20 protein-coding genes and 1 pseudogene are annotated in these 17,425 nt (G+C 61.6%); 10 read left to right on the forward strand and 11 right to left on the reverse strand.

What is annotated here, in order from left to right:
• A partial coding sequence (locus DWB67_RS05575; RefSeq protein ID WP_147385913.1) for a transposase occupies positions 1 to 267 on the forward strand: 267 nt, incomplete at its 5' end.
• 13 nt (positions 268 to 280) lie between these two features.
• On the opposite strand, the gene DWB67_RS05580 is transcribed toward DWB67_RS05575, so the two are convergent.
• The 9 genes and pseudogenes from DWB67_RS05580 to DWB67_RS05620 all read right to left on the reverse strand — a co-directional run bounded on the left by DWB67_RS05580 (position 281) and on the right by DWB67_RS05620 (position 4,827).
• On the reverse strand, positions 281 to 793 hold the full coding sequence (locus DWB67_RS05580; RefSeq protein ID WP_119806555.1) for a flagellar basal body-associated FliL family protein: 513 nt from the start codon (positions 791 to 793) through the stop codon (positions 281 to 283).
• Between the two features lie 9 nt (positions 794 to 802).
• Positions 803 to 1,528 carry a flagellar basal body L-ring protein FlgH gene (gene flgH, locus DWB67_RS05585; RefSeq protein ID WP_119806556.1) on the reverse strand — a complete coding sequence of 242 codons (726 nt, stop codon included), beginning with the start codon at positions 1,526 to 1,528 and terminating at the stop codon, positions 803 to 805.
• A gap of 11 nt (positions 1,529 to 1,539) precedes the next feature.
• On the reverse strand, positions 1,540 to 1,953 hold the full coding sequence (flgA, locus tag DWB67_RS05590) for a flagellar basal body P-ring formation chaperone FlgA (protein ID WP_119806557.1): 414 nt from the start codon (positions 1,951 to 1,953) through the stop codon (positions 1,540 to 1,542).
• Positions 1,953 to 2,736, reverse strand: a pseudogene (gene flgG / locus DWB67_RS05595) (flagellar basal-body rod protein FlgG). Before flgG ends, flgA begins: the two are co-directional and overlap by 1 nt.
• Positions 2,737 to 2,746: 10 nt before the next feature.
• Complete coding sequence (locus DWB67_RS05600) at positions 2,747 to 3,463, reverse strand: flagellar hook-basal body complex protein (protein ID WP_119806558.1); 717 nt, start codon at positions 3,461 to 3,463, stop codon at positions 2,747 to 2,749.
• A 4-nt stretch (positions 3,464 to 3,467) separates the two neighbouring features.
• Positions 3,468 to 3,734, reverse strand: a complete 267-nt coding sequence (locus DWB67_RS05605) for a flagellar biosynthetic protein FliQ (protein WP_119806559.1) — start codon at positions 3,732 to 3,734, stop codon at positions 3,468 to 3,470.
• Positions 3,734 to 4,018, reverse strand: coding sequence for a flagellar hook-basal body complex protein FliE (gene fliE, locus DWB67_RS05610; protein WP_119806560.1), 285 nt, complete (start codon positions 4,016 to 4,018; stop codon positions 3,734 to 3,736). Before fliE ends, DWB67_RS05605 begins: the two co-directional genes overlap by 1 nt.
• A 14-nt stretch (positions 4,019 to 4,032) precedes the next feature.
• Entirely contained in the window at positions 4,033 to 4,425 is a 393-nt protein-coding gene (gene flgC, locus DWB67_RS05615; protein WP_119806561.1) for a flagellar basal body rod protein FlgC, read from the reverse strand.
• A gap of 12 nt (positions 4,426 to 4,437) precedes the next feature.
• Entirely contained in the window at positions 4,438 to 4,827 is a 390-nt protein-coding gene (locus DWB67_RS05620; protein WP_119806562.1) for a FlgB family protein, read from the reverse strand.
• A gap of 91 nt (positions 4,828 to 4,918) precedes the next feature.
• On the opposite strand from DWB67_RS05620, the gene DWB67_RS05625 reads away from it, so the two are divergent.
• Both DWB67_RS05625 and DWB67_RS05630 read left to right on the forward strand, forming a co-directional pair.
• A complete protein-coding gene (locus DWB67_RS05625) occupies positions 4,919 to 6,238 on the forward strand; it encodes a FliI/YscN family ATPase (protein ID WP_119806563.1) in 1,320 nt (439 codons plus the stop codon).
• A 119-nt stretch (positions 6,239 to 6,357) separates the two neighbouring features.
• Positions 6,358 to 7,089, forward strand: coding sequence for a Crp/Fnr family transcriptional regulator (locus DWB67_RS05630; RefSeq protein WP_119806564.1), 732 nt, complete (start codon positions 6,358 to 6,360; stop codon positions 7,087 to 7,089).
• 4 nt (positions 7,090 to 7,093) lie between these two features.
• Here DWB67_RS05630 and DWB67_RS05635 read toward each other — a convergent pair whose 3' ends face one another.
• Both DWB67_RS05635 and DWB67_RS05640 read right to left on the reverse strand, forming a co-directional pair.
• Positions 7,094 to 7,822, reverse strand: a complete 729-nt coding sequence (locus tag DWB67_RS05635) for an extensin family protein (RefSeq protein ID WP_119806565.1) — start codon at positions 7,820 to 7,822, stop codon at positions 7,094 to 7,096.
• Positions 7,819 to 9,087 (reverse strand): L,D-transpeptidase, encoded by a 1,269-nt coding sequence (locus tag DWB67_RS05640; protein ID WP_119806566.1) that lies wholly within the window; start codon positions 9,085 to 9,087, stop codon positions 7,819 to 7,821. Before DWB67_RS05640 ends, DWB67_RS05635 begins: the two co-directional genes overlap by 4 nt.
• A gap of 148 nt (positions 9,088 to 9,235) precedes the next feature.
• Here DWB67_RS05640 and DWB67_RS05645 point away from each other — a divergent pair, with 148 nt between their 5' ends.
• From DWB67_RS05645 to DWB67_RS05675, 7 genes are read left to right on the forward strand one after another with little or no spacing between them, the layout of a single operon-like run.
• On the forward strand, positions 9,236 to 10,294 hold the full coding sequence (locus DWB67_RS05645; protein WP_119806567.1) for a C4-dicarboxylate TRAP transporter substrate-binding protein: 1,059 nt from the start codon (positions 9,236 to 9,238) through the stop codon (positions 10,292 to 10,294).
• A gap of 4 nt (positions 10,295 to 10,298) precedes the next feature.
• Complete coding sequence (locus tag DWB67_RS05650) at positions 10,299 to 10,805, forward strand: TRAP transporter small permease (protein WP_119806568.1); 507 nt, start codon at positions 10,299 to 10,301, stop codon at positions 10,803 to 10,805.
• Entirely contained in the window at positions 10,805 to 12,133 is a 1,329-nt protein-coding gene (locus tag DWB67_RS05655; protein WP_119806569.1) for a TRAP transporter large permease, read from the forward strand. Before DWB67_RS05650 ends, DWB67_RS05655 begins: the two co-directional genes overlap by 1 nt.
• A 4-nt stretch (positions 12,134 to 12,137) precedes the next feature.
• Positions 12,138 to 12,965: an IclR family transcriptional regulator gene (locus tag DWB67_RS05660; protein ID WP_119806570.1), complete on the forward strand. Its 828-nt coding sequence runs from the start codon at positions 12,138 to 12,140 to the stop codon at positions 12,963 to 12,965.
• 10 nt (positions 12,966 to 12,975) lie between these two features.
• The gene (locus DWB67_RS05665; protein WP_255418564.1) at positions 12,976 to 15,066 is read left to right on the forward strand and encodes an FAD-dependent oxidoreductase; all 2,091 of its coding nucleotides are present in this window, start codon (positions 12,976 to 12,978) and stop codon (positions 15,064 to 15,066) included.
• Positions 15,063 to 16,238 (forward strand): acetyl-CoA C-acyltransferase, encoded by a 1,176-nt coding sequence (locus DWB67_RS05670; RefSeq protein WP_119806572.1) that lies wholly within the window; start codon positions 15,063 to 15,065, stop codon positions 16,236 to 16,238. Before DWB67_RS05665 ends, DWB67_RS05670 begins: the two co-directional genes overlap by 4 nt.
• Positions 16,238 to 17,425, forward strand: coding sequence for an acyl-CoA dehydrogenase family protein (locus DWB67_RS05675; protein ID WP_119806573.1), 1,188 nt, complete (start codon positions 16,238 to 16,240; stop codon positions 17,423 to 17,425). The genes DWB67_RS05670 and DWB67_RS05675 overlap by 1 nt, the downstream gene beginning before the upstream one ends.

Consider the following 17,425-nt stretch of genomic DNA (forward strand, 5'->3'; position numbering starts at 1 on the left):
GGGGCTCTTCTGGCAGACAAAGCGTTTGACGCGAACTGGCTTCTGGAAGAACTGGATGCACGTGGGGCAAGCGCCGTGATCCCACCGAAATCAAACCGAAAGCAACAGCCTAACTACGACGCAGACGCTTACAAGTGGCGCCATATGGTTGAAAACTACTTCGCAAAGATCAAGGAATTCCGAGGTATAGCAACACGCTATGACAAGACCGATTGCAGCTACACCGCCAATTGGAACCTCGCCGCAGCCCTGATTGCTGCAAGATGAATGTCCATGGGCCCTAGCCCTGCTGTCTGGCAATATCTTCGATCAGAACGGCCTTTAGCGGCAGATCGGTGACTGTGGATGCCGCCTTCAACAGATCTTGGCGTAGGGCCACCAGATTGCGGTCCGCGGTATAATTTCCGTCAAAGCCGCCGGTATTGGCGTGGATCAACAACTGGCGCAGCAGGGCATCACGTAGAGCATGTTCCTTCTTGCGCATCGCCTCGATGCTGGCGGCATCGGTTTGCAGCGTCAGCGTGATGATCATCAACTCGTTGCTGTCGCCCTGACGCGCCAAGGGAACGAAAAACTGCGTGGGAAAGGTGAACCAACCTTCGGCGCTGGTATGATCACCCGATACCCCATGGTCGTCTTTGGCGGTGGCGTGATCATCATCGGCATGCTGTACCGAGTGGCTTTCCGGCGTAGGGCTGGCCGCATCAGCCGGTGCGCGCAACATATCACCGCCGAATGCGCCGCCCAGAAGGGCGACCAGCGGCAACAGGATCGGGATCAGTTTGCGGATCATGTCGGCCCCTTAATACGGCAGCAGAATGTCAGCGATCTGCTGGCCATAGCGCGGTTGTTGCACATCGGTGATCTGGCCGCGCCCGCCATAGGAAATGCGCGCGCCTGCGATGCGGTCATAGGCGATTTCATTGCTGCGATCGACATCGCCCAGACGGACAAAGCCACTGACGGTCAGTTCGCGCAGCTCGTAATTCACGCGGACCTCTTGCGTGCCCTCGATCTGCATTGATCCGTTGGGCAGGGTGTCCACCACCGTTGCGGCCACGCGCAACGTCAGCTTGTCGCGGCGCGAGATATTACCGCTGCCCTTATAGTTGGAGGAGGAAGAGGCATCCGCCAGTTCGTCAAAGCTGGCCCCTTCGGGCAGTTTATCGGCCAGACGCTGCGGAATGCCCGCCATCTGGGGAACGGACACGCTGTCCCCCGCCGATCTGTTCCGACCCGAGCTGTTGCTGATTTCGGCTTGATCGTCGATTTCGATCACGACAGTCAGGATGTCACCGCGCACGGCTGCGCGACGGTCGCTGATCAGCGATGATTGTGTGCCGGCCCATAGCGAAGCCGCGGCCTCGGGGCGGCCTGAATCAAGGGGCAGGTCAAGGGGCGGGTTGGTCATTGCCAGAAACTCCTCGGTGTCACGCGGGGATGACAGTTCGGGCGGCTGACCAACATTTGCAGCGCGTGCGCAACCGGCAACCGACAGGGCAAGGCACAGGAAATGGACTGGTTTCATCGGGTGTTCCTTTAGTTCGTTACGGCCAAGCTGCCGTCGGGCATCACCTGCGCAGTAACCGTGCTGCGCGAGCCTATGTTCATCACGTGGATCATCTCGCCCGCCGCGCCGTCATTCATGGCGCGGCCTTCGGTATCGATCCGCAGGCCGCCGCGCAGAAAGGACAGCCGCACGATCTGGTTCCGGTCCACCAGACGCGGCGCTTGCAGCATATTGCCGTGCAGGGGGCGGCCTTCGTAAATTGTAATGCGGGTCTGCATGCCAATGGCGGCTGACGGGTCGGTCAGGCCGGGGCGATCGGTGTCGATAACGCGCAGATCGCCTGCTGTAATCACGCTGCCTGCGGGCAGGGTATGTGCGGCACCAAGGCCGCCCGCCCATGCGTTTGCAGGCAGCAGCGCCAATACCAGAACCAGCGCGCGCATCACCGCACCTGCGTGGTTGCGCCAAGCATCTGGTCGGCGGCGGTGATGACCTTGGCGTTCAATTCATAGCCGCGCTGGGCCTTGATCAGCTCGGTGATTTCGCGCACCGCATCGACCGAGCTTTCCTCAAGGTAACCCTGCCGCAGGGTTCCCAGCCCGTCCTGACCCGGATTGACGACCTGCGCGCCGCCGGATGCCGCAGTTTCGATGAACAGGTTGGACCCGATCGCCTCCAACCCTTTTTCGTTGGAAAAACCGGCCAAGGTCAGTTGGCCCAGCTGTTCTGGTTCGACGCGGTCGTTGAAATAGGCGTTCACCTCGCCGCCGGCACTGATCGAGATAGAGCGCGCGTCATCGGGAATGGTGATTTCCGGCACCACCGGATCCGTCGGATGTCACGATCAGCCCGTCGGGCGAGCGCTTCAACCCGCCATCGCGGGTATAGCCCGAAAGGCCCGAGGGCAGCGTGACCTCAAGATAGCCGTCGCCTTCGATGGCGATGTCCAGATCGCCACCGGTTGCGGTCAGCGCGCCTTGTTGCAGGTTGACGCTGACGGCGGTGGGGCGGACGCCAAGGCCCAGCTGGACGCCTGCCGGAATGACGGTGCCATCGGCGGCGGTGACGCTGCCGGGTCGGGCGGCCTGCTGGTAATGCAGATCGGCGAATTCGGCGCGGCGGGCGTTATAACCGGTGGTGGACATGTTCGCGAGATTGTTCGACACGACCTCGACGCGGGTTTGCTGTGCGCTCATGCCGGTGGCGGCAATTTGCAGGGCTCTCATATCTGGCTCCTTATCGGGTCATCGAGGTGATTGCGCTTCGGATGCGCTGGTCTTCGCGGTCAAGGAAAGACTGGCCCAGTTCGTAGGCGCGCTGGACTTCGATCATGCGGGTGATCTCCATGATCGGATCGACGTTTGAATCTTCCAGAAAGCCTTGGCGGACGCGGGGATCTTCGGCGGGCTGTGGTTCGCCCTGAACGCTGAACAATGTGCCGCCCTGATGTTTGGGGGTTTTACCTTCTGGCGCGTTCACCACACCGATGCGGCCAAAGGGCAGACCGTTCGACGACAGAGTGCCATCGGCCCCGATAGACACCGAACCGGCACCGGCGGGCAGGATGATCGGCGCTTGGCCTTCATCCAGCAGGCGGTTGCCATCGGCGTTCATCAATTCCCCCTCGGCCCCCGGCATGAAGGCACCGGCGCGGGTCAGGCGCACGCCTTCGGGGGTTTCGACCATGAAAAAGCCGTCGCCTTCGATGGCCAGATCAAGGTTGTTATTCGTCTGCGTCAGCACGCCCTGTTTCAGGTCCAGCATCCGCCCGCGGGCATCCGCCATCGACAGCGTGCCGCCCTGACGGTCCAGCGCTGACAGATGTTCGGCAAAGATCACGCCTTCGCGGCGAAAGCCGGTGGTATTGGCGTTGGCGATATTGTTGGCCACGACGCGCATTTCGCGCATCAGGCCGGATTGGCGGGTCAGGCTGGCGTAGATGGCGTTATCCATGATGTCAGCTTTCTGCGATCAGGGGGATGATCTGCCCCAGATAAAAATCCGACAACGCCGTGGTCATAAAACTCATCGAAACCCAGAACACGACCAGCATCAGCCCGACTTTGGGCACAAAGGTCAGTGTCATTTCCTGAACCGAGGTCAGCGCCTGAAACAGGCCGATGACCACGCCGGTGATCAGCGCGACCCCCAGCAGCGGGGCAGATATCCGCACGGCGATCAGCAGCGACTGCCGCAGCATGTCGAACAGAATGGTTTCGTTCATCAGACCGGCATCCGCAGGATTTCCTGATATGCCTCGACGACCTTGTCGCGGATGGCGACCACGGTTTCCATGGCCATCTGCGCCTCGGCGATGGTCTGGACCAGCTGGTGGGTGTTGACCTGACCGGTCATTGCACCGGTGGACACCTGATCGACCTGTTCCATATGGGCGGCGAAATCCTGCGCCATCTGGCCCAGCTTGGCGGTGCCCGATGCCTGCCCGTCGGGGGCGACGGCGGTGCGGGCGGCGGAATATGCGTTGGCGGCGTTCAATCCTGAAATCATGTGCTGTTGCCTTTCTAGCGACGGAGAATATCAAGCAAAGCGCTGCCCATCTGGCGGCTTTGTTCGAACATGCGAAGGTTGGCTTCGTAACTGCGACCCGCTTCGCGGCTGTCCGCGATTTCGATCACGACATCGACGTTCGAGCCCTGAAAATAGCCGTCATCATCGGCCATCGGATGGCTGGGGTCATAGATGCGCGGCAGTGCGGTCCGGTCCAGTTGCAGGCGGCCTGCCTGAACCTCGCCCGTGGGGCGTCCGAAGTCGGTTGCCTGTTCGAAGCTGACCAGTTTGCGGCGATAGCCGGGGGTATCGGCATTCGCCATGTTTTCGGCCGTGTGGCGCATGCGTTCGCTTTGGGCGCGCATTCCTGATGCGGCCAGACGCAGCGCGCTGATCTGTTCGGTCATGATCCTGTCCCCTTACCCGCGACCCAGACTGGTCCGCATCAGGTCCAGCGCGGACCGGTAAATGCCAAGCGACAGGTCGCTGTCGCGCTTGGTTTCGGCGGCGCGGACCATTTCTTCCTCGATCGATACGCTGTTGCCGTTGGGCGATGCCTGCTGGCCGGTGTCGATGACGCGGGCCGCGTCCAGCGCCCATTGCGGGCTGTCCAGATGGCGCGGATTGGTGACCCGCAGATCGTCCCCGACCAAGGTGCGACGATAGCTTTCGTCGAAATCCTGCATGTCGGCGGCGCGGTATCCAGGCGTATCCGCATTGGCAATATTGCGCGCCACCACAAGCTGGCGCTGTGACACGTGCTGGCCCATCGCATGGACCATCCGCATCATTTCGATTTTCTCAAACATGAGGCTTCTCCTCAATCACGATAAACCCGGTCTTAACCCCGATTCCTTTAGAAACCCTTTCGTGGACGACGAAAAATCAGGGGCGTTTGGAATGGACAGACTGGAATCGATTGCTGGGCGTCTGGCGCAGATGCGGATCGCCACCTATTGCGGCAGGGTGCAGTCGATCCGTGCCGGGCTGGTCAGGGTGGAAGGGCTGAACAGCCACGCATCGGTCGGGGACCGCGTCAGTATTACCCTGCCATCGGGTGATCTTACGGCGGAAATCGTCGGCTTGTCCCATGAACACGCCGAGTCTTTGCCTGAAGGCGGGATCGAGGGGTTGTCGGTCGGCGCGCAGGTCCGGTTGCTGCATGCCCCGCGCATCGCCCCTTGCGACGCATGGATCGGCCGCATCATTGACCCGCTTGGTCGCCCGCTGGATGGTCGCCCGCTGTCGCACGGCCTGCATGAACGCGGGTTCCGGTCCGATCCGCCACCTGCCGTCACCCGCAAACGCCTTGGCGCGCGGCTGGATACAGGGCTGGCGGTGTTCGATACGTTGCTGCCTTTGGTTGCGGGGCAGCGGGTGGGGTTGTTTGCAGGATCGGGGGTGGGAAAATCGACCTTGCTGTCGATGATGGCAAAAGGGGTGCAGGCCGATGTCGTTGTGATCGCGATGATCGGTGAACGGGGCCGCGAATTGCGGGAATTCGTCGAAAAGACCATGGGTGCAGAAGGGATGAAGCGGACGGTGATTGTAGCCGCGACATCAGACCAGTCGCCGCTGATGCGACGGCGCTGTGCATGGGCCGCCATGTCAGTGGCCGAATATTTCCGCGATCAGGGCAAGCATGTGCTGTTTCTGGCCGACAGCATCACCCGCTTTGCCGAAGCGCATCGTGAAATCGCCTTGGCCGCAGGCGAAGCGCCCAGCTATCGCGGGTTTCCGCCTTCGGTGTCGAATCTGATCATGGCGCTGGCCGAACGTTCAGGGCCGGGTCCGGAAGGCGCAGGCGACATTACCGGCATTTTCAGTGTGCTGGTTGCGGGGTCGGATATGGAGGAGCCAGTGGCCGATATCCTGCGCGGGACGCTGGATGGCCATATTGTTCTGGACCGCACCATTGCCGAACGTGGCCGTTTCCCCGCCGTTGATGTCGTGCGATCCGTGTCGCGGTCGCTGCCCGATGCCGCCAGCACGGCGGAAAATGCCTTGATCACCCGCGCCCGCGCCGCCCTTGGGGCCTACGCCGAATCAGAGCTGATGATTCGCGCCGGACTCTATGCGCCGGGGTCCGATCCCAAACTGGACGAGGCTGTGCGACTGTTCCCGAAACTGGACGAATTTGTCACCCGCCGCTGCGGATCTGTGACGGAAAGCTTTGCCGCGCTGGACGTCTCGATGCGGCACGGCGTCAGGACACGGTGAAACCAAGCCGTTGGTTGTGCGTTTGGCGACTTAATGAATGTTAGACCTGGCAGCGGGGGCATTGCGTCGAAAATGCTGATTTGCAAGTGTCCGCCAGCCTCGGAAAGGAGGGGGATGAAATGGCGATAACTGAATATTTTATCCGTTTTCTTCAACGGCGTGACGCCTTGCAGGACCGTGATCTGGAACGCTTACGGAATGTCCGCACCCAGCATGTCAGCTTTGCGTCCGGCGATGTGATTGTGCCAGCCGACAGGTCCGCACGGCGCAGTTGTATGATGTTGCGCGGTCTGTCCGCACGGTCGCATCAACTGGTCGGACGGTCCGAGGAAAGGGTCATCACCGCCCTGCATGTTCCGGGCGATTTTGTCGATCTGCACGGCTTTGTTCTGGCGGGTCTGGAACATTCGGTCGTCGCCATCGGCAACGCCGAGGTCGAATTTATCGACCACGCCGAACTGACCGAGATCACCGAAAATTTTCCCCATCTAACGCGACTGCTGTGGATGGCAACGCTGATCGACGCGGCAGTGCACCGGCAATGGCTGGTTGCTGCGGCATCCTTGCGGTCCAGTGCACATCTGGCACATCTGTTGTGCGAGATTTACACCCGTCTGAACGCCGTCGGCGCGGCAGGAAACCACCAGTTTTCCCTGCCTCTGTTGCAGCGGGAACTGGCTGATATTCTTGGATATTCTCCGATCCATGTGAACCGCGCGGTGCGTGATCTGCGGGATCGCGGAATGATCCGCTGGTCAGGGGCCGATATCCAGATTCTGGATTGGCATGGTCTAGCCACCTTGGCCCGCTTTGATCCCAGTTATCTGGATATGGAACGCCAAAGCCGCTAGACGGCTATTCACACAGCCGCCAGCCGTTGTTTCGTGCTGCCATATCTAGATGCAGATGGTTGTCATGGGCGGCATTGGCGCCGGGTCCAAGAACGGTTGTGAACAACAGGCAGGCCGTTCCGCGTGCTGCCCGCAGAAAGCTTTCGGCCTGATTGCCGTCGCCAACACGCGGCTGGACGGTCAGGCTGGTGCCATCATCGAAATCAAAGCCCATGATATCGACCGCACTGCCATAGGCATGTTCGGATTGTTTGGGAACGTCAACCCCCGTACCGACCCTGTCACGGCAACTGAAGGCAGGTCCGGTTTGCAGCGCGGTCAACTGCGGCGCGCCATCCAGCAACGCAGCCGCCGGACGCAGGAATTGTTGCGTCCAAAGGGCAATCGACCGTGCCGTATCACAACGCATGACCGGATTGCCCGTTAGTGTAACACCGGGAATGATCCGCGTGACGCGCAAAGGGCGGGCGATGCCACAATCACGGTCTGCAGGGTCGGTCAGGGCAGGTTCGACCGTATAACTTGTGCCCATCAAGGACAGGGCCAGTCGGCAGGCGGCAAATTCCTGTTCTGTTTCGGCTTGGGCCGACCACAAAGGCGGCATGGGTGGCCCTTGCATGGGCCGGTCCTGTGCCACGGAAGGCCGGTCGGGGGGCCGCGGATTGCTGTCTTGCGCCGCCAGCGGTCCTGCCAGTGCGATCAGCAGTGCTGTCAGGACCCCCCGCCGGATCATGGGGTGGTCTGTTCCAAGGGCGGCACGACAAAACCGTCCGGCAAGGCGCTGTCCAAGGCATTGCTTAGCGGATCTGCCGCGGCCGGATCCTGCGGTTCGGTCGTATCCTCGGTGATCGGGGCTGTTGCGGGATCGGGCAGGGCCAAAGGCTCGGCCGGTTGCGGGACGGCGGGTTCGACAGTGCCTTCGGGCAGGGCAATCGCTGCAACGGGCGGTGTCGTCGCCCCGGATGCACCGGTCACATCCGAAATCGTGACGCCTGCGTCAAGAAACTCGACCGAGGTGCCACCGATGCGGACCATGCGGGCCAGTTCCTCGGCGTCCCAATTGGTCAGGCGCACACAGCCGTTGGACTGGTTGCTGAACAATTGCGACGGGGTGGGCGTGCCGTGGATGCCATAGGTCGGCTTCGTCAGGCCGATCCAGACGGTGCCGACAGGGCCGTTCGGGCCGGGGGGCACGACCAGCGGTTTGTCGTTGCCCGCCTGCCGGAAATTCACGTCGGGATTATAGGTGTAATTCGGGTTCACCGCGACGGTCCGCACATTATGGGTGCCTTCTGGCGATGGCGTGACGGTCGATCCGATGGTCGCAGGGTAATCCACGACCATCCGGCCATTGGAATCATATCCCGCCACACGGCGGTTGGCCTTGTCTATAATGATCCGCGACACCTGACCGCGCATTGGCGGGTTCGGGGCCATGACCTGAATGGTCGCACCGGGCACCAGGTCCACACCGGGGTTCAGGAACTGGATGAATTTTTCATCCATATGGAAACGTTCGCCCAAACGCTCGGCGACGCTGGTATGGGCCATTGCGGTCATCTGGGCCTTTTCGGCGTAATCCGTGGGGATGTGGTCCACCAGCCCTTCGGCGTCGGCATCGGTGATCACATAGGTTTTCGTGACCGACCCTGATGAGAATGCCTGCAGCAGGTTCCAGACATGTGGGTCCATGATTCCGTCCATCGGCAGGCCGGTCCGGCGTTCGAATGCCTTGATGGCGCTCTGGCTCATGCCGCCTTTAAAGCCGTCGATGACACCGGGGGACGTGCCCGACCGGTCCAGCAGGATCTGAACCTTGGCCGTCAGGGGGGTGCGTCCACGGGGCAGGTCGCCACCGCCATATTGGGCGGCCTCGATATCGGCGGCGGTGAAGGGCAGGTCCTGTTGGGCCAAGGCAGGCAGGGACATCCCCAGCCCGAACACCATAGCAAGTGTCAGGTGATGTACGCTGTAGCGGCGGGCGGGGGTGGGGGTCATCTGAAAGCTCCGATCATGCAAGCGGCAACATCAAACATTAAGCGGAAAACCGCCAGAGAGATTGCCGCTCACATTTCGTTCAAATGGGGATTGCGTTCCGCACTGCGGAATGCCAGCCTGCATATTGAAATTGGGGAGGAGTTTCACGATGACCACGCAGTCTTGCAAGACGGCGCTGATGGCGGCTGGCCTGACCATAGCGATGTCGACACCGATTTTTGCCGAAACAGTTCTGATCTATGGTGAACCCGGCCCGAACCGCGGTGCCCGCGCCGAGGCGACGCAATGGTTCGCCGATAAGATCGCCGACGAATCAGGCGGCGATCTGCGACTGGATATCAACTGGGGTGGCGCGCTTTTTTCCGAAAAAGCATCGGTGCAATCCTTGCGTGACGGCGTGGCCGATCTGGGCAGCGTCATCGGCGTCTATTTCCCGCAGGATATGATCGCCTATGGCATTGCGGACCTGCCAATGAACAACCCCGATCCGTGGGTGGGCATGAAGGCCACCGACGATCTGATGCGCAATAACGAACAGATCACCGCGAATTTGGCGGCACAGAATCTGGTCTATGTCGGGACCTATACCACCTCGGCGGTGCAGATGGGGTGCAAGGGCAGGACGATCGAAACTGTTGATGACATTTCGGGCGCAAAGGTGCGCGGCGTCGGTGCCTATGGCCAGACGTTCCGCGATATGGGCGCCAATCTTGTCGATATGTCCGTCTATGAGGCGTATCAGGGGCTGGAAAGCGGGCTGATCGATTGCACGCAGACCTATTCCTATCTGGTCGCTGCCCTGAAATTCGACGAGGTTTTCGACAGCTACACCTTCATCGACTGGGGCCAGATCGGTGGTCTTGGCATCATGATGAACAAATCGATGTTCGACGCGCTGACTCCTGAAGAACAGGACATCATCATGACCGCTGGCGAAGGTCTGGCTGACGAATTCGGTCGCATCATCGGACAAGCCAATGACGAATCGATCAAGATGCTGGAAGACAACGGCACCGAAATTGTCCGCTTTAGCGACGAAGACCGCACCAAACTGACCGAGGCCGGCCAGAAATATCTGGATGACTGGTCGGCGCGTGCCGATGCATCCGGTCTGGACGGTCAGGCCTTGCTGGAAGAATATCGCGGGCTGATCGCGAAATATTCCGACGAAAAAGACCAGCAGGGCTATCCCTGGGAACGGGGCTGATCGCATGAAAACGATCGAGCGGACCTTGCTGGACCTTGCGGTGCTGGCCCTGGCTTTGCTGGGCGGCGTGATTTTCATCAATGTGGTGATGCGCTCTGTTTTCGGGACGGGTCTGCCCGATGCCATCATCATGGTGCGGGAACTGATGGTTGCGGCCGTCATCCTGCCCATGGCGGCGGCGACCGCCGCGCGGTCGCATGTTGCAGTGACCTTTATCAGCGACCGGCTGCCGGATCCTGTGCGGGCGTGGCTGATCGTTCTGGGCCATGCCGTCGGCGTGCTTGCGCTGCTGCCGCTGCTTTATGCCGCGCAGCGGATGCTGGGGCAGACCTGGACCTCGGGCGAGTTTTATTATGGCGACCTGAACCTGCCGCGGTGGCCGGGGCTGGCGCTGTTTCTTGCGGGCCTGCTGCTGATGTGGGTCCGGCTTGCCATTCTGCTGGTGGGTGATCTGCGGCAGGTCATGACCACGGGCCGCATCGTGGATGCTGACGGACAAGAGGTGATATAATGGATGCCATGACGATCGGCATGACGGCGCTTGCGCTGGTCCTGATCCTGCTGGCGATGCGGGTGCCCATTGCTTTTGTGTTGGCGGGCGTTGCCAGTCTGGGAACGTTTCTGGTCTATGCGACGCGGACTGGGGGCTGGGCACCGGAACGGGCGCTGAACCCGACCAGTTCGGTCGTGCTGTCGAATTTCTTCGATCTGGTTCATTCCTATGACCTGTCGATGGTGCCGCTGTTCGTGGCGCTGGGGAATATTGCTTTCTATGCCGGTATCACGACGCGCATCTATGATGCGGCGGCGGTCTGGTTGCGGACGGTGCCGGGGGGCGTTGCGATGGCCTCGGTCCTTGGATGTGGCGGGTTTTCGGCAATCTCGGGGTCGTCGATCGCTTGCGCATCAACGATGGGGCGTATCTGCGTGCCGGAAATGCTGCGGATGGGTTATGACCCGCGTCTTGCCACGTCATCGGTTGCTGTTGGTGGCACGCTGGGGTCGCTGATCCCGCCTTCGGTGCTGTTTATTCTGTATGGCATCTTTACCGAGACCTCTATCGCGCAGCTGTTTCTTGCAGGGATTTTGCCAGGTCTGCTGTCATTGGGCGGGATGCTTCTGGTCATCGCATGGTGGGTGTCGCGTGACCCGTCAGCCGCACCGCGCGGGTCATCCGATGGTGCCAGCCGGACCGAAGCCGCAATTGCCGCATGGCCCGCCCTACTGCTGTTCGTGGTCATCGTTGGCGGCATCTATGGTGGTATCTTCACCGCAACCGAGGCTGCGGCCGTCTGTGTGGTCCTGACCACCTTTATCGGTTTTGCCCAACGTCGCCTGACATTTGAGGTGCTGTGGCGTGCAGTTCGCGAAAGCCTTGTCCAGACCTCGGCGATCTTCCTGATCGCGGGTGCGGCCAAGATTTTCGTCAGCTTTGTCGCCCTGACCGGTGTGGCAGGGGCCATTGTCGGCATGGTTCAGGACGCACAGCTGTCCTATGTCATGCTGTTGGTAGTGATTGTGCTGATCTATCTGGTGCTGGGAATGTTTCTTGATCCCATCGGCATCATGGTCCTGACGCTGCCCTTCATGGTTCCGCTGGTCGAGGGTTATGGCATGGACCTGATCTGGTTCGGGGTCATTGTCATCAAGCTGCTGGAAATCGGGTTGATAACACCGCCTGTCGGGCTGAACGTCTTTGTGGTCAGCAACGTCACCAAGAACGTCAGCATCGACAAGATATTTGCCGGTGTTACCCGCTTCCTTGTGGTCGATTTTCTGGTGCTGGTCATTCTGATCGCGTTCCCGACCATCTCGATCATCATTCCGGCATCGATGTGACGATATGAGCAATCACCCCCGCCCCGACTATGAAGAGGACCGCAACTTTGCCACAACGTTGGCGCGCGGCCTGTCCGTCCTGCGGGCCTTCAGGGCGGGGGATGACGGTCTGACGAACGCCCAGATCGCTGAAAGGACCAACCTGCCGAAATCGACGGTGTCGCGGCTGACCTTTACGCTGGGGTGTCTTGGGTATCTGACCCAGCCGCAGCGGGCCGACCGGTATCGCCCCGGTCCGACGCTGTTGGCGATGGGCCATGTGGCGGCGGCATCCTTGTCGTTTCTGGACCCCGCGCATGACATGATGCAATCGCTGGCCGATGAAACCGGCACGCTGGTTCTGTTCGCTGTCCGCGACCGTGACAAGATCGCCCTGATGCGGACATGGCGGCCGCAGCGCGCGGCCTCGATCTGGCTGGAGGTCGGGCACCGGCTGCCGCTTGGCGGGTCGTCATCGGGTCTGGGCTGGCTGGGGGCCAGCACGCGCGACGAATTTGCGGGCATGCACGCCGATCACCCCGAAACCGCATTGGACGGGACCAGCCTTACCGATCTGCGTCTGGAAGGGCGCAGCCAGCTGATCGCCCAAGGCTATGCCGTGGTGCGCAATGACCTGCGCTATTCGCGCAATATCTCTGCCGTGGCGGTGCCGTTCCGGTCCACCCGTCTGGCGGGGCCTGTCACCTTTTCCTGCGGCGCGCTGGACGATGTCCTGCCCGACGCCCGCATCCACGCCGAGGTCGGTCCCCTTTTGCGGGACACCGTCGCACGGCTGCAACTTCTGATCGGGCAGCAGGGCAACCCTGCATGGTCCGGTTCACCAAATGACTGAAGGAGCCTTCATGTCCGTGACCTATCACCGCGACGGCGCGGTCGGCATCATCACCATTGCCAACCCGCCCGTGAATGCCATGTCCCTTGCTGTCCGCAGCGGCCTGATGGATGCCGCCGCCGCCTTTGCCACCGATGATCAGGCCCTGTCGGGTGTGATCCTGTGCGATGGTCGCACATGGGTCGCGGGGGCCGATATTTCCGAATTCGGCAAACCGCCGATCCAGCCGTTTCTGCCTGATGTGATCGACACGATCGAACGTCTGGAAAAGCCGGTAGTTGCCGCGTTCCACGGGACCGCCCTTGGTGGCGGGTTGGAACTGGCACTGGGGGCGCATGCCCGCATCGCCGCGCCAGCTGCCCGCATGGGCCTGCCCGAAGTGACGCTTGGCCTACTGCCCGGTGCCGGTGGCACGCAGCGTGTGCCGCGTCTGGCCGGTCTGAAGGCGGCGTTGGAAATGATCACCTCGGCCCGTCAGGTTCCGGCCTCCGAAGCGCAGGAGCTGGGCCTGATCGACCGCATCGCGACAGGCGATCTGACGCAGGACGCGATGGCCTTTGCGCGTGAACTGGCAGGCAGCACCCCGCGCCGCACGGGGGATCTGCCGACCCCCGACAATGATCCGGCGCTGGTGGCGGACATCAAGGCCAGTCTGGCCCGCAAGGTGCCGGGCCAGATAGCCCAAGCCCGCGCGGTGGATGCTGTGGTCGAAGGACTGGGCGTGCCGCTGGCCGAAGGCATGGCGCAGGAACGCGCCAAGTTTCAGGAATTGATGCAGACCCCCCAACGCGCCGCAATGATTCATGCGTTTTTCAGCGAACGCGCTGTGGCGCAGCTGCCTGAAATCGCTGACGTCAAACCGCGCGTTTTTGACCGCATCGGTGTCATTGGTGGTGGCACGATGGGTGCGGGCATCGCGGTTTCCGCACTGCTGGCTGGGTTGGACGTGACGCTGATTGAACGCGATGACGCCGCCGCCGAAAAAGCCGCCGCAGGCGTCGCCAAGATACTGGAGGGCAGCGTCAAGCGCGGCAAGCTGAGGGCTGACAAGTGTGATGCCATTCTGGCCAACAGCTTCCGCGCCGCCGGCGATTACGCTGCACTGGCGCAGGCCGATCTGATCATCGAAGCCGTCTTTGAAAAGATGGAGGTGAAAGAGGATGTCTTCACCCGTCTGGATGCCATCGCCAAGCCGGGCGCGATTCTGGCGACGAACACCTCCTATCTGGACGTGAACCGCATCGCCGCCGTGACCAGCCGCCCGCAGGACGTGATCGGGCTGCACTTTTTTTCCCCCGCCCATGTGATGCGCCTGCTAGAGGTGGTGGTCGCCGACCACACCGCGCCTGACGTGACCGCAACGGGCTTTGCATTGGCGCGTAAGCTGAAGAAGATCGCCGTGCGTGCGGGTGTTTGCGACGGCTTTATCGGCAACCGTATCCTGTCGCATTACCGCATGGCGGCGGATGCGATGGTGCTGGACGGGGCCTCGCCCTATCAGATTGACCGCGCGCTGACTGATTTCGGATTTGCGATGGGGCCTTATGCCGTGTCGGATCTGGCGGGGCTGGATATCGGCTATTTCACTCGCCAGCGGAAGGCAGCTGACCTGCATCCGCGCGATCGCGTGCCGGTCTTTGCCGACCGCCTGTACGAACAGGGCCATCTGGGACGCAAATCGGGGCAGGGCTATTACATCTATGATGCCGACAGCCCGAATGGCCGTCAGGACCCCGCGCTGGCAGGTCTGCTGGAACAGGTCCGCGCCGATCTGGGCATCACCCCGCGCGACTTTACCGATGCGGAAATCGTCGCGCGTTATATGGCGGCGATGGTGAACGAATCCGCGCGCGTTGTGCAGGATGGCATCGCGCTGCGGCCGCTGGATGTCGATGTGGTACTGTTGAACGGATACGGCTTTCCGCGCTGGCGGGGCGGCCCGCTGCATTGGGCCGACCATCAGGGTCTGGCCAGCATAGTGGCCGATATCGAAACCTTTGCCGAAACCGACGACCATTACTGGCAGGTGGCCCCCTTGTTGCGCGATCTGGCGCAACAGGGCCGCAGCTTTGCCGCATTGAACGAAGGGAAACCCGCATGAAACAGCCGGTTATCGTCTCGACCGCCCGTACGCCCATCGGCAAGGCCGGTCGCGGTGCATTCAACATGACCCACGGGGCTGTCATGGCCAGCGCCGTCGCGCGCGCCGTCGTGGACCGCGCAGGCATCGACCCCGCCCTGATCGAGGACAGCATCTGGGGCTGCGGCTATCCTGAATATGTCACTGGCGGCAATATTGCCCGCCAGACCGTGATCCGCGCCGGCCTGCCTGACACGATTGCGGGCACGACGGTCAACCGTTTCTGTGCATCCGGTCTGCAAGCACTGGCGATGGGCGCGCATATGGTCGCGCAAGAGGGCGCGCGGGCCATTCTGGTCGGCGGCGTGGAAAGCATTTCCATGGTCCAGCCGCCTGTGCGCAATTCACGCGAGGCGTGGATCGAGGCGAACCGCCCCGACCTCTATGTCACGATGATCGAAACCGCCGATAACGTCGCCGCGCGATATAACGTCAGCCGTCAGGCACAGGACGAATATGCCGTCCAGTCGCAGGCCCGCACTGCTGCGGCGCAACAGGCCGGTATTTTTGATGACGAGATCATTCCGATGACCGTCGCCAAAAAGGTCACGGACAAAGCCACCGGCGAAACCCGCGAAGAACAGGTCACCCTGACCGCCGATGAAGGCAACCGCCCCGGCACCGCGCTGGAAAACCTGTCCAAGCTGGAACCCGTGCGCGGCGCGGGCAACTTTATCACCGCTGGCAACGCGTCGCAGTTGTCGGATGGTGCGGCGGCCCTGCTGGTCATGGACGCCGATCTAGCCGCAGCCGAGGGGCTGGCTCCGTTGGGCGCGTTCCACAGCTTTGCCGTTGCGGGCTGTGCGCCCGATGAAATGGGCATCGGCCCGATCTATGCCGTGCCGCGCCTGTTGGAACGTGCCGGCCTGACCGTCGACGACATCGACCTGTGGGAGCTGAACGAGGCTTTCGCCAGCCAGTGCCTGTATTGCCGCGACGTGCTGGGCATCGATCCGGCCAAATACAACGTCAACGGCGGCGCGATCTCGATCGGGCATCCCTTTGGCATGACCGGTGCGCGGACCGCAGGGCACATCCTGCGCGAAGGCCAGCGCCGCCGCGCCAAATGGGGTGTCGTCACGATGTGTATTGGCGGAGGCCAAGGTGCCGCCGGACTTGTGGAGTTCTTCTGATGGATATGCGTTTTACCCCCGATGAACTGGCCTTCGCCGCCGAGGTTCGTGAATTTCTGGCGTCGGAACTGGACCCCGCGCTGGCTGAAAAGAACCGCCTGCACCAATCTTTGACCAAGGCCGAGATGGAAGGCTGGCACGCCAAGCTGCACGCCAAAGGCTGGCTGGCCGGCAATTGGCCGCGTGAATTCGGCGGCGCAGGCTGGACTGCCATCCAGCGCCATATCTTCGAAGAAGAATCCGCCAAGGCCCATGCCCCGCGTATCGTGCCCTTCGGCATTGCCATGCTGGGCCCGGTTCTGCAGAAATTCGGCAGCAAGGAACAGCAGGATTACTGGCTGCCGCGCATTCTGAACGGCGATGACTGGTGGTGCCAGGGCTATTCCGAACCGGGTGCGGGGTCCGACCTTGCAGGCCTGCGTTGCCGTGCGGAACGTCAGGGCGACCATTATGTCGTGAACGGCCAGAAGACATGGACCACGCTTGGCCAGCACGCGAATATGATCTTCTGTCTGGTCCGCACCTCGACTGAAGGCAAGAAGCAGGAAGGCATCAGCTTCCTGTTGATCGATATGGACACGCCGGGCGTGACCGTCCGCCCCATCGTCCTGCTGGATGGCACCGCCGAGGTGAACGAGGTGTTCTTCGACGATGTCAAAGTCCCCGTTGAAAACCTGGTGGGCGAAGAAAATAAGGGCTGGACCTATGCCAAATATCTGCTGACCCATGAACGCACCAATATCGCGGGCGTCGGTTTTGCAACGGCGGCGCTGGACAATCTGAAGCGTGTGGCCAAGGCGCAGATCCATCGCGGCAAGCCGCTGGATCAGGACCCGCTGTTCGCCGCACAGATCGCGACGACGGAAATCGAACTGATGGCCATGTCCACGACCAACCTGCGAATGCTGTCGGTCGCGGCCCAAGGTCAGGCACCGGGCGTCGAAAGCAGCATGCTCAAGATCAAGGGCACCCAGATCCGGCAACAGCTGGATGCGCTGACGCGGCGTGCCTATGGCGGATGGGCGCAGGCCCTGCCGATGGAAACCGGCAATCAGGGTCAACCCCTTGATGCCGATGATGTTCTGTCGGCCACGGCCAACTATCTGAACAACCGCAAGCTGTCGATCTATGGCGGCTCGAACGAGATCCAGCGCGGCATCATCGCCGGCACTCTGGCGAAAGGATAA

Origin of the sequence: Paracoccus sp. JM45, from assembly GCF_003590715.1 — a bacterium.
Lineage (GTDB): Bacteria > Pseudomonadota > Alphaproteobacteria > Rhodobacterales > Rhodobacteraceae > Paracoccus.